6 protein-coding genes are annotated in these 13,188 nt (G+C 36.3%); 3 read left to right on the forward strand and 3 right to left on the reverse strand.

The features are described 5' to 3' along the window. Positions 1–3,135, reverse strand: coding sequence for a SusC/RagA family TonB-linked outer membrane protein (locus tag CHB66_RS05055; protein ID WP_089238650.1), 3,135 nt, complete (start codon positions 3,133–3,135; stop codon positions 1–3). 173 nt (positions 3,136–3,308) lie between these two features. After that, on the reverse strand, positions 3,309–7,337 hold the full coding sequence (locus CHB66_RS05060) for a hybrid sensor histidine kinase/response regulator transcription factor (RefSeq protein WP_089238652.1): 4,029 nt from the start codon (positions 7,335–7,337) through the stop codon (positions 3,309–3,311). A gap of 265 nt (positions 7,338–7,602) precedes the next feature. Between CHB66_RS05060 and CHB66_RS05065 the strand changes: the two genes are divergently transcribed. After that, the gene (locus CHB66_RS05065; RefSeq protein WP_089238654.1) at positions 7,603–9,072 is read left to right on the forward strand and encodes a sulfatase; all 1,470 of its coding nucleotides are present in this window, start codon (positions 7,603–7,605) and stop codon (positions 9,070–9,072) included. 139 nt (positions 9,073–9,211) lie between these two features. On the opposite strand, the gene CHB66_RS05070 is transcribed toward CHB66_RS05065, so the two are convergent. Beyond that, entirely contained in the window at positions 9,212–10,252 is a 1,041-nt protein-coding gene (locus tag CHB66_RS05070; RefSeq protein ID WP_170932434.1) for a formylglycine-generating enzyme family protein, read from the reverse strand. A 480-nt stretch (positions 10,253–10,732) separates the two neighbouring features. Between CHB66_RS05070 and CHB66_RS05075 the strand changes: the two genes are divergently transcribed. Continuing rightward, positions 10,733–12,130 carry a sensor histidine kinase gene (locus tag CHB66_RS05075; RefSeq protein ID WP_089238656.1) on the forward strand — a complete coding sequence of 466 codons (1,398 nt, stop codon included), beginning with the start codon at positions 10,733–10,735 and terminating at the stop codon, positions 12,128–12,130. A 373-nt stretch (positions 12,131–12,503) separates the two neighbouring features. Next, positions 12,504–13,187 (forward strand): LytR/AlgR family response regulator transcription factor, encoded by a 684-nt coding sequence (locus CHB66_RS05080; RefSeq protein WP_089238658.1) that lies wholly within the window; start codon positions 12,504–12,506, stop codon positions 13,185–13,187. Position 13,188: the final 1 nt, after the last annotated feature.

Raw genomic sequence — 13,188 nt, forward strand, 5'->3', positions numbered from 1 at the left:
TTAAAATTTAAGGTTAATACCAGCAGTATATACTTTGTACAGAGGAGTAGTTCTTTCAGTATTAAGTCCTCTCTGCCTTTCAGGATCAAAGTTTTTGACTTTGGTAAGGGTCAGTAAGTTCTGACCACCGATAAATACCCTAGCTCTTTGCATTAAAAGCTTCTGCGCTATTGTTTTAGGAAGGTTATAACCTATTTCAATATTTTTCAATCTGAAGAATGACATATCTTCGATGTAGAAAGAAGATATCAATTGGTTATTCACACCTCCTAATCTTGGTAGTTCATCAGAAGGATTCTCTGGTGTCCATCTGTCTTGCCAGTATGATAAAGCATTATTTCTTAGATCAGTCATAGGTAGTTGCCCATTCCCCTGCATCAATCTGTCTACTCTTCCTATTCCTTGGAAGATTGCAGTTATGTCAAAATCTTTATAAGTCAAATTAAGATTAGCACCATAAATCCATCTTGGAAAAGGGTTTCCAATAATTGTCCTATCATTTGCATCAATAATTCCGTCACCATTGATATCGGCATATCTAATATCACCAGGTCTAGTCAGGTTGCTACCAAATTGAACTGGGGCACTATCCACCTCTTCTTGTGATTGAAAAATCCCCACTGCCTGATACCCAAAATACGATTGAAATGGCGCACCTATCCTAATGATGTTATTATTAGTTATTGTTTCCTCACCTCCATCACCTAAGTTAGTCACTCGATTATCAGCCATTCTAGTGACATTCCCTCCGATTTCCATTCTTACAGGTCCAAAGTTTTTTCTGTAATTTACTGCCAATTCGATCCCTTTATTTTCCATACCCGCGGCATTTTGAGCAGCTAGGTTTGTAACACCGATCGAATTTGGAATAGGGAAGTTTGTATAAAGAATGTCGGAGCTAATTCTTCTAAAATAATCAGCGGTAATATTCAATTTGTTTTGGAAAAGTGCCATATCCAAACCGAAGTTATATTGCTCAATTCTTTCCCATCTTATTCCTGGATTAGCCAATGCTGTCAATGCAACTGCTGGAACAATGGTATTTTGCCCAATATGATAATCTAAACCAGTATTGTAAGTTTGCTCAAAGATGTAATTTCCAATTCTATCGTTGCCACTTATCCCCCAGCTACCTCTTACTTTTAAATCTGAAAATACCTGTGAACCAACTAAGAAACTTTCTCTTCCAATATTCCAACCTGCTGAAACAGATGGAAAGGTTCCGTATCTATTTTCTGGACCAAATTTGGATGACCCATCTCTTCTTAAGTTAAATTCAAATAGGTATTTCTCTTGGTAGTTATAATTGACTCTACCAAAAAATGACTGCCATGCTTCTTCAGAAGCACCACCATTTACAGAGGGATTAATAACTCCACCTCCATTAAACTCTTGAATATTATCAGTAGGAAAGCCCTGAAGAGAACCACCAAATCCATCAGTTTTATCATATATCACTGAATGCCCCAACATAAAATTAAAGTTGTGTGCATCATTGAAGGAAGTGTTGTATCTCAGGATATTTTCATTCATTAACCGGTAGTTAAAATTTAAATTGTTATTAAGGGTATTTAATAAGTTTTGATTAACAATATTACCGTCCCAATCTCTTATAACCCTCGTAGGAGCGAAATCAGATATGTTTGCAAAATTCAAAATTAAGCTACCGCTTGTTTCAAAAACTAATCCATCCTTGATTTTAGCTTGTAAGCCTAATCTTTCACTTAAATTGATATTATCGTTTTCATGATCTCCTCTAAAACCTGTTTCCAGAACATGGTTAATCGGAAAGGAGTTATTTGGATTTAAATATGCACCATCAACAAAACCTAACTCACCATTGGGGTAGCGAACTGGAATCGTCGGAGCAGATCTCTGAAATTGGTTGATGATACCAGTTTCTCCAGTAATTGCTCCTGGACCGCCTGTGGGTCCTCTAAATTTCGACCAATAGGCATTGGTTACATTAGATATTGTCAGCCAATCATTTGGGGTAGCAGTAAGATTGATACCCAAAGTATATCTCTCATTTTGAAATTTACCTCGCACCACTGCTTCCTGGTTTAAATAACCAACAGAAACTCTATAGGTTGTTCTTTCTGTTCCTCCTGAAAATCCTAAATAATGATTTTGTATAGGAGCATCTCTCAATGCAACTTGAGCCCAATTCGTATTCGCATACATATTTGGCATAGTTCCATTTCTAATCGCATCAATCGCCTCCTCGGAATATCTAATCTGGGCGCTTGGACCGTCAACATTTAAATCCCTTTCATTTCTCAATTGGGCATATTGTACACCATCGAGGTATTCAGGCACTACTGTTACTCTTTGAAAGCCAATGAAATTGTTATAATCAACTGAAAACTTGCCTTTTTGACCCTTCTTAGTGGTAACTACAATGACACCATTGGCACCTCTGGCACCATAAATAGCAGCAGCCGAGGCATCTTTCAATACCGAAATACTTTCAATATCTGATGGAGCTAAATTGTTGAATTCTCTTAGTCCTTCATACTGAATATTATCAATCACCACAAGAGGGTTTGTCCCTCCAAATGATCCCTGTCCCCTAATAATAATACCAGATTGATCACTGCCAGGAAGACCACTCGCTTGCGTCAGTTGTACTCCAGCAAATCTTCCATACATCAATTGACCAGAATTTGTTACTGGCTGATTGACTGCATCGTCAAATCTAACAGTTTCGACAGAGCCAGTTAGATTAAGCTTCTTTTGCTCTCCATACCCTACCACCACAAACTCTTGCATCAATTCCTCTGATTCAGCAAGAGTGATATTAATAGAAGATTGATTACCTACTGCTTTTTCTTGTGTGGTGTAGCCGATGAAGCTGAACACCAAGATTGATTCCGATGAAGGAACCTCAATAGAAAACCGACCATCGATATCGGTTACGGTACCACGCGCTGTTCCTTTTAATGTTACAGCTACTCCAGGCATTCCATCACTATCTGATTGTGATATTACCTGTCCTGTGACTTGTCTACTTTGTTGAAATGCTTCGGCCTGATAGATCGTAATAAAAAGTACTAGGGTAAGTAAGCTAATGCTTTTACGCCAGCAAGACGAAAGGTACCTATCAAGTCGATTCTTAGTAAATAATGAATCCATAAATAGTGTGTTTTGGTTTATTGTTGTTTTTGAGAAATTAATTATTTCTCTTCCAAAGTTGATTTTAATAATTTATATAATATGGTATCAATCAATCATATCAAGGGGCAAATCAATCAATATAAAAAAAACACCCCAAAGAGGTGTTTTTTCAATCTTTTCAACCCTATAATTTATTTTATGCCTTGTAATATTTTGTTTTTGTATTCAGATGGCAAACAACCAAACTGAGATTCAAATGATTTTTTGAAATACTTATAGTCATTAAAGCCAGATTCATGCGCTACTTGGCTCAACTTCATATCGGTTTGTAAAATCAATTGTGCTGCAGCTTTGAGTTTGATTGAGCGAATGAAACCTGTCAAGGACATTCCAGTCAATGACTTGATTTTTCTAAACAAGGTACTTTGACTCATAAAAAGCTCATTGACCATCATCTCTATTCCAAATGCATTATTTTGAAGATTATCATTGACCAATCGAATTGCTTTTTCTATAAAATCAGTATCGATATTGGATTCATGGACTTCTTGTGTATCTGGCTCAAATCTTACCTTGTTGAAAAAATACTCTCTTAGCTTTTTTCTATTTTCAAGGATATTTGCAATTTTTGTTTTGACAATTCCTGGGTTAAAGGGTTTGGTAATGTAATCCTCGGCACCTGTCTGTAACCCTTCCAATTCATAATCCAAAGAGGTCCTTGCTGTCAAAAGAATTACAGGGATATGAGAAGTACTGATTTGACTTTTTAATTCTTGACATAAAGTAATCCCATCCATATTAGGCATCATTACATCTGAAATCACCAAATCTGGTAACTCTCGGTGAATGAGCTTTAAGGCTTGTGCTCCATCTTCTGATTCCAAGATATGATAGTCCTCTTTAAGAAGTTCTTTAAGGTATGCCCTTATGTCTTCATTGTCATCAGCAACCAAAACAGTGAACAATTTCCCATCTTCCTCTATTGTTTCTTCTTCAAATACTTCAGATGAAAGGTTTTCATGGAGCCCTAGCGATTGTATATTTTTTTCTATCAGATTCATATCCACAAAAAATTCATCCGTTTTATTTAGAGGTAAGCAAATTGTAAAAGTAGTTCCTGAATTGAGTAAGCTATCTACTTTAATTTGTCCCCCATGTAGGTCAACGATATTTTTAGAGAAAGCCAGCCCAATACCACTGCCTGCTATTTTTTCTGAATCTGTTTGATGGACTTGAAAAAATCTATTGAAGATTTTCTCTTTGTTTTCTTCTGACAATCCTATTCCTGTATCCTTGACCATCAATTGAATCTGATTATCAAAAACTTCAATTTCCAATCTCACTATACCCTTGTCTTTGGTATATTTAAAGGCATTAGATAATAAGTTATTGATAACAATCTCCATCTGATCTCGGTCAAAATTCATTTTAAAACTATCGACATTGCTATCAAAATGGTAACTGATTTTCTTTTTGGCTGCAATACTTTTGAAATTCATAAAAACCTCTTTAGAAAATTCTATGAAATCTGAATTTGTGATTTTGAGTTTTAAAAGTCCATGCTCTGATTTTCTGAAATCCAGTAATTGATTGATCAGATTGAGCATTCTCTTAGAGTTATTCTCAACCAATATCAATTTTTCTTTTACAGCTTCATCAAGTTTGTAAGACTCTATTAATTCAATCACCGGGCTTAAAATGAGCGTAAGTGGTGTTCTGAATTCATGAGAAATATTGGTGAAGAAGGTAATTTTAGCTTCATTAAGTTCATGTTCCTTTTCCTTCTCTATTTGAATAATGCGTAATTCAGCTTTAAGTCTAGCTTGTCGACTCGAATAATGTCTCACCAAAATCAAAATACCCACGATAAGAAAAGCATAGATCAAAAAGGCCCACCAAGAATACCAAGGCGGGGTGTCAATAATTATTTCTAATTTTTTTGATTCAGACCAGTCCTGATTGTTTCTACTTGCCCTGACTAACAACTCATATTTACCTGATCTTAAACCTGTGAAGTTGATTTCATTCTTTACGCCCAAATTGATCCAATCATTTTGCAAACCAATCAATTTGTAGGCGTAGGTGATGTTATCCGGGCCAAAAAAATCATTAGCTGTAAAACTCAAAGAAAGGTGGTTTTGCGCATATCCTAGATTGATACGATTTGTTTTTTGAATTACTTGTGAAAGAACTACCTGACCATCTACCTCCTCTCCTACTTCTAGGTGTTTGTTATTAACAATTAGTTTAGTGAATACTATCTCTGGTATATTAAATTCATCTGGTATTTCATATGGGTCGAAAGTGATGATACCATTAGATCCTCCAAAATACATCATCCCATCTGAATCTTGAAGTGAAGAGGAAATATGAAAAGAATTGATCATCACTCCATCTTCTCTGTCATAGTTGATAAAATTCTTTAGGTCTTTTTGATATTTGGTAATTGTAGTGGTCGTACTAAGCCATAGATTTCCATATCTGTCTTCTTCAATGGCACAGATAAAGTCATTGATCAGTCCTTTGTCCTTATCGAAAAAAGCCTCTAACTTCAAGTTATAGTCTTTATAGCTAAGAATACTCAAACCAGTTGGAGTTCCGAGATAAATCTTGTCATCACTTATATGTATATCATTGATTATGATACTAGTTGCTCTTTGACTGATTAGCGATTGTTGATTGTAGAATTTATCATTCTCTTCATCATATAGATTGAGACCTGCATAGGTAGCTAGCCAAATATTTCCTTTGTCATCCTCCTTTACATGGCTAATTCTATTGTTATCTAAAGTTCGTTGATTTTCTGTTTCTGAATAAATTTTCAGATTTTTAAGCTCAGGATCTGCCTGATAATCTGTCATTTTTAAACCCCTCTCTTGAGTTCCGAGCCAAAGTCTGTTTTTAGAATCCAAAAGAATTGATGTCACTTTTTCAATGGGAATATATCTTTTTGCAGAAGAAAAATCATTGTTTTTGATGATATAAAGTCCAAATGCAGTACCAATAAATAATGTGTTTCCATGTTCATAAAATGTATTGATCTTTGCTGAGATGATATTTGAAATTTTTTTGAAATCGCCTGACTTATCTTGAACATATAGACCATCAGTGAGAGAGCCTTTGTACAGTTTCCCTAACCGATCCTTGAACATAGAGACTATATTTTGATCAATTCTATCGTAGTTAGCATTAGCTTTGAGTAACTTAAATCCTTTGTTTGGATATAAAATCAAGACACCTCCATGCGAAGTCCCCATCCAAGCAATACCGTTTTTATCAATATCAATATCCAGAATAATTGAATAATTGATATTATCAAAATTACCTCCTTGAGGATTAGTATTGATTCTATCAAAATGATTTACATCAGAATTACTGATATACAAGCCATCACCCCAGCTCCCAAGCCAAAGTCTGTTTTGATGATCCAAAGCCATTGCTTTTACATAGCGGGCATTGAAGTTGACTGGATGCTGTTCGATTTCCTGGGTTTCATAATCAAAACTTTCTAAAAATACTTGATCACTGCGAGTACCTACCATCCAGATTTTATCCCGCTCTTTGTCCTCAATCAGGTTATACATCAAGTTTTTTGTATTGAAGGTCAAAAGCCGGCCTTCTGATGGATCATATTTATGAAGTCTAGAGTTACCCACATACCACATATTATCATACTGATCTCTAATGATTGAATAGATTGGCAAGGTAGCTGGGTAGTGAGTAATCAATTTCTCTTCAATTGGATCAAAAACGAAGACGCCATTTCCCCAAGTTCCTATCCACATCATACCATCTTTGGCTTGATTGATTGTGATGACGCGTAATCTTTTGTTAGGGATACTTGAAAAAATGTGATTGAGACTTCTGAGTTTATTTGTATTTGCATCTAGCACAGCAACCCCACCTTCTTTGGTTCCAATCCAAATATTATTCTCTGAATCTTTGAAAAGGGTTTCTATATTTTCGTTTTCTAATTCAGGAAAATCATTACCTGGACGAATGCTGGTAAAGTTGTACCCATCATATTTAGAAACTCCCCCTTCAGTTGCAAAATATTTGATATTATCATCATCACTTACTGTCTTGGTAACAAAATTGCTTAACAGCCCTTTTCTTACATCAATAAAGTCAATAGAAAATTCTTCACTTCTAGTTTGTCCGAAAGCAGAAATGCCCCCCAGCAAAACGAGTAACATCAATTGGATAAACTTCTTAATCATTGGTACTTTGGGTCAATTGTATGAAAATATAATAGTTTTTTTCAACAACTAGTCTATTTCCTTGGGCTATCCTTAATTCAACATAAATTAAGAGTATAGCCAATTCAAACTTTACACTGAGCAATTTAATGCTTCTCTAAATGATCCATATGGTGTAATCGGTCAAGCGCAGGGCTTATTCAGGCAATAGGAAAGTATCGAAGGAACATTGGTTGGAATCTACCTTTTTTCAGATTAAACTTGATTAAGAATAATCCTATGTATCATGCTAGCTAAAAAATTATATCTGTCATTAATCACTCTATTTCTTTATAATTCTCATTTCCACCAATGTTTCGCTCAAACAAAAGAAAAGCCTAATGTATTATTCATTTTAGTGGATGATTTGGGCTGGGCTGATCTAGGTGCTTTTGGGAGTGAGTTCTACGAGACCCCAAATATTGATAGACTGGCCAAAAATGGAGTCAAATTCAAAAACGCCTATACAGCTTCTCCAGTCTGCTCACCAACTAGGGCAAGTATCATGACAGGAAAATACCCATCAAAAACTTACCATACCGATTGGTTTGGTGCACCACAACCTTGGAACTACCAAAGGCATTGGACACGAAATAAGCCTCTCGTTCCTGCTGAATACAACCCCAACATGGAGTTAGAAGAATATACCCTAGCAGAAGCCTTTCAAGATGCTGGATATAAAACCTTCTTTGCAGGAAAATGGCATTTGGGTGAAGAGGAAGAATTTTGGCCAGAAGCACAAGGGTTTCACATTAATATTGGAGGCAATAGCAAAGGTGCACCCTCTACCGGGAATAAATATTTTTCACCATATGATAACCCGAAAATGGACAATGGCCCCGAGGGAGAATACCTCCCTCTGAGACTTGCCGAGGAAACAGCTTCATTTATAGATGAAAACAAGGGAGATCCATTTTTCGCCTATTTATCCTTCTATTCAGTACATACTCCATTGATGACTACAGAGGAATTAGAGTTAAAATACCTAAGAAAGCGTGCCAAGATGAACCTCACGGATCAATTTGAGCCTGAGTATGCCAATATGAATAGAACGACACAAGCCCATGCAATCTATGGCGGAATGGTAGAAGCTATGGATTCAGCAGTAGGAATTGTTATTGAGAGTTTGGAGAGGAATAATCTTTTAGATAATACCATTGTAGTTTTTTTCTCTGATAATGGAGGTCTTTCTACGGCTGAGGGAAGTCCAACTTCCAATCTTCCCCTAAGAGCAGGTAAAGGCTGGCTTTATGAAGGTGGAATTAGAGTTCCATTGATTATTTCTTGGAAAGATAAGATTCCTGAAGGAAAAGTAAGTAATACCCCTGTGATCAGCATGGATTTTTACCCAACGTTGATTGAGTTGGCTGGATTGAAACAAAGTTTTAAGGGAAATGGAGAAATTGATGGAGAAAGTCTTATTTCAATTTTGATAGAAAGTAAAAAACAGCTTTCCAGAAACGAACTCTATTGGCATTATCCTCACTACGGAAACCAAGGAGGAAATCCTGGATCTGTGATACAGGAAGACGCCTGGAAGCTGATCTATTTTTACGAGGATGAAAGAATCGAGCTTTATAATTTAGATGCTGACATAGGTGAAAGAAATGATTTGTCCCAAGTAGAATCTGAAAAAGCGAAATACCTCCAAAACAAGCTAAAGAATTGGCTATCTGGTACAAATGCAAGGTTACCAATGAAGAAGGATACAAATTGATATTCAAATCCATCTAACAACCGAACAATCCATTAATACTTAACCACTGAATTAAGAAAAGCGCCAATCAATTGCATTGATTGGCGCTTTTTTTTGTGAATCTTCATGGAACATCGTACTTTGTACTTTTTAAAAAACCTCAAACATCCTTCACACATCTAAAACCTACATTGGAAGTTCCGGAATATACATCTTGTCCTCTTCTGGCGCTTGGACGATAATTGATACAATAATCATCAGCGCAGAGGAAAGAACCACCTTTGATTACTTTTTCTATGGCATAAGGGTTTTCAGGATTGTAGCATTTCGAAATCGTGGTATCTAATGCAGGAGCCATCGCTTTTTCCCGCATAAAAGCAGCAGCATCAAACCAATCCGAGGTCAATTCCCAAACATTGCCAATCATATCGTATAAGCCATAATCATTTGGGGTAAAAGATCGAACAGGGGCTGTTCCATCAAATCCATCAGAGCTTATATTTTGATGAGGGAATGCACCTTGAAATGTATTTGCCTTAAAATTTCCTGCAGGCGTCAATTCATTCCCCCACGGAAACCGACTGTTATTCCCTCCCTTAGCTGCATATTCCCATTCAGCTTCGGTTGGTAGTCTTTTGCCTGCCCATGTTGCATAAGCCTCTGCATCCTCTAAAGCTATATGCACTACGGGGTGATTCTCTTTCCCTCGAATATCTGATCCAGGCCCTTCAGGCTGCTTCCAGTAGGCACCAGGAACCCACTGCCACCATTGACTGATATCATCTAAGCTTACTGCTTGATCAGGAGCCACAAAAACCAATGAACCAGCTACAAGTAAGGATTCATCTGGCTTAGGAGTACCGGGAGGCAAAGTTAGTTTCATATCTTCCCAATCAGGCTTTCTTTCTGCCACCGTCACATATCCAGTGGCTTCCACGAAAGCAGCAAATTGTTTATTTGTCACTTCCGTCTCGTCCATCCAAAAACTTGCTACCTTTCGTAAGACAGCGGGTCTTTCACTTGGATAGGAATTTTGATCATTTGTACCCATGGTAAAATCTCCGCCTTCTATCAACACCATACCTTGGATAGGCTTTTGATCGATACCTGAAGTTTGGTTTGCGCTTATCTGCTCAGGTTTGGAACCACATGCGAAAATGATTAGTAAAGAAATGATGATGGAGAGACAATGATATTTCATTTTATGCTTAATTAATATCCAATATGACGCTCGGAATTGATGAGCGTAATTAAATTTCGGATTTGAGTTGCCAATGGAAATAATACGGTGAATTAGATTTTTTAACAATGGCTAAGTTAGATAATACTCAGAAAAAACAAAGGGTGAAAAAGTTTATAGCGCAGGTCTAATCAAGAATTAATAGACAATGTTACATTCTGCTACCCAATATGAGATAGCAGTAAGGCTTCCATCCCATCAATTTCGCGTTTCGTCACATTTTTTTGCTAGAAGAAATAGCCTACTGTATCCTTGTCTAAGCAAACAGTAAGAAGCCCGTGAAAAAACAGAAAATCGTTTACTACCTTCTGATTATAGCAGGATTGATTTATAATCTAGTGATCAGTATTGGGAAGGTATCTCCCATTATTCTGCAGCAATCACAAAGTAATTCCCCTGAACATATTCAAATTTCAAATACAGCACTTAACTTGAACAGCCATGAAAGAAAAAATTCTACCTTTTAGACAAATTGAATGGTGGGTAGTCACCTTCCTCTTCGTAAGTATCATCCTTTCAAATGTACTTACCTCCCCTACTTTCAATCCAAATTCCCAGCAAAGTGCAATATACTTTGCAAAGATTTTTATTCCCTTGACCTTCTTAGCCTCTTTTTATTTATTTCACATCAAAGTATTTCCAAATTATCTAAAAGATGGTAGAACCGCAAAATTTATAATTTATACCATTTTAATTTTCTTGGGATCATTCATAGGAATTGGAGCTTTTTCAGTGAATGCGAGATTTTCAGATGATTTCTTGATGCCATTTTATTTTAATTCTCTGGCCATATATGCAGGCTATGGAGCTATTATTTACATATTGAATCAGATTATTTTGTCACGTAAACCAATTGATTTTAAAATATATAATGTAACTCGATTTGTTTTGATTTATATTTTTTCAGTGATTTTCCTCTTTCAATTTCAAAGAATTGCAGGAGAGCCGATTGCCATTCTTTTTGTCCTAATTATTCCGTGTATCATTGGCCTGATATTATACAATTACTTTTTAATCTATAGGTTGAATAAACAAGGAAGAAAAAGTGATGCAACCACATTTTATGTATTGATAATAGCACTTATTTCAATTCCATTTATCATTATTAAAATAAATGGTTTTTTTATTCTTCTAGGATTTGTAATAATAATTAGTGTAGTAGTCATCATCTTCCCCATCTCCAACTTCTTCTTCAGAAAGTACGATAAGTACCTAGGCCAATTAGATAGTTTGACTGTCAAAGTAGATCAAGGAACAGCCAACCTGGCATTTCTCCGGTCTCAGATCAATCCACACTTCCTCTTCAATGCACTCAATACCCTCTATGGGACAGCGTTGCAAGAAAAAGGAGAACGTACGGCTGAGGGCATCCAAAAGCTAGGAGATATGATGCGATTCATGCTTCACGAAAATAACCAAGACCGCATTCAAGTTGCACGCGAAAAAGAATACCTAGTGAACTATGTGGACTTGCAAAACCTTCGAATCAAAGACCAAGAAAATATAGAGATCGTTTTCAATAGGTCTGAAGACTCCTGCACGGGTGTAATAGCACCCATGTTGCTGATTCCTTTTGTAGAAAATGCCTTTAAACATGGAATCAGCCTCCAAAAGAAGTCCTGGGTGAAAATCAGTTTGAGATGTTTAGATGGTTCTGTTCACTTAGATGTGAACAACAGCATCCACCGAAGCAATGAAGAGGATCCAGAAAAAAAAGCATCAGGCATAGGATTAGAAAATGTCAAACAAAGACTTCAACTTCTCTACCCCAACAAGCATGAACTGATCATCAGAGAAAATGAATTGGAATACTTTGTACATTTGAGTGTGAAGCTGTGATGGGAGACTCAAGATTTAAGACTTAAGACACAAGAAGAAAGAGATCAGGCAACTATATTCAAGAAACTAATGGGATTAGATAGTGATAAATGCTTTGTAATATTAAAAGATATTAGCCGCCAGCGATATAATTGAGAAGCAAGAGTTGTGACCTTTGAGTGCGCCAATGCGTACTCGAAGGTCTTATCGCAATGATCATAAAGATATAACCAATTTTAAAATCTTATAATTTTGAAATCTTTCAATATCAACCCACTTCAGAGATCTATCGACCTCCCACAATTTTGAAACTTTCTTACATTCAAACCTTAAAACCCTTTCCAAATCCTCCAATTTTACAATCTAAAATCTACCCTCTAAAATCTAAAATCAAATGCTAACAGCAATCGCAATAGACGATGAACCGATGGCCTTGGAGGTAGTGAAGTCACATGCTTCCAAAGTTCCCTTTTTGAAACTTAATGAGACTTTTACCAATGGTATCAAAGCGCTGGAGTTTCTTAAAATGAATCCTGTTAACCTTATCTTTCTGGACATCAAAATGCCAGATATTTCTGGAATGGAGCTGGCTTCTCTGCTACCCAAAGAAACCATGGTTGTATTTACCACGGCTTATTCTGAGCATGCAGTAAGGAGTTTCGAACTGGACGCGATTGACTATTTGCTTAAGCCATTTAACCTAAGTAGATTTTTGAAGTCTTGTCAAAAGGCACAAGAACTCTTTGAATTGAAAAATGGCCAATTGAGTACAGATTCGATCTTTATCAAAACTGGCTATGAACAGGTCAAAATCAATTTCCAAGACTTACTCTTTTGTGAAGCTAATGGCAATTATGTCAACTTTCAGTTATCAGATCAAAAGATACTAAGTAGAATGACCTTGTCAGAAACAGAGAAAATCTTGCCTCATCAATTCATCAAAACGCACCGCTCCTTCATTGTTAATACTCAAAAAATCACTAAAGTTGAAAAACATCAAGTGAGCTTTGATAGGATGAAAGCACCGGTTAGTATGAGTTTTTATGAAACACTTTTAGAAAAAATCAACCCTAAGTAAT

This window comes from Belliella buryatensis, from assembly GCF_900188245.1.
Classification (GTDB): Bacteria; Bacteroidota; Bacteroidia; order Cytophagales; family Cyclobacteriaceae; genus Belliella; species Belliella buryatensis.

Excerpts from the sequence above, each read along its gene's own strand:
- CHB66_RS05055 (WP_089238650.1), bottom strand. The coding sequence starts at position 3,135 with ATGGATTCATTATTTACTAAGAATCGACTTGATAGGTACCTTTCGTCT.
- CHB66_RS05080 (WP_089238658.1), top strand. The coding sequence starts at position 12,504 with ATGCTAACAGCAATCGCAATAGACGATGAACCGATGGCCTTGGAGGTA.
- CHB66_RS05065 (WP_089238654.1), top strand. The coding sequence starts at position 7,603 with ATGCTAGCTAAAAAATTATATCTGTCATTAATCACTCTATTTCTTTAT.
- CHB66_RS05060 (WP_089238652.1), bottom strand. The coding sequence starts at position 7,337 with ATGATTAAGAAGTTTATCCAATTGATGTTACTCGTTTTGCTGGGGGGC.
- CHB66_RS05070 (WP_170932434.1), bottom strand. The coding sequence starts at position 10,252 with ATGAAATATCATTGTCTCTCCATCATCATTTCTTTACTAATCATTTTC.
- CHB66_RS05075 (WP_089238656.1), top strand. The coding sequence starts at position 10,733 with ATGAAAGAAAAAATTCTACCTTTTAGACAAATTGAATGGTGGGTAGTC.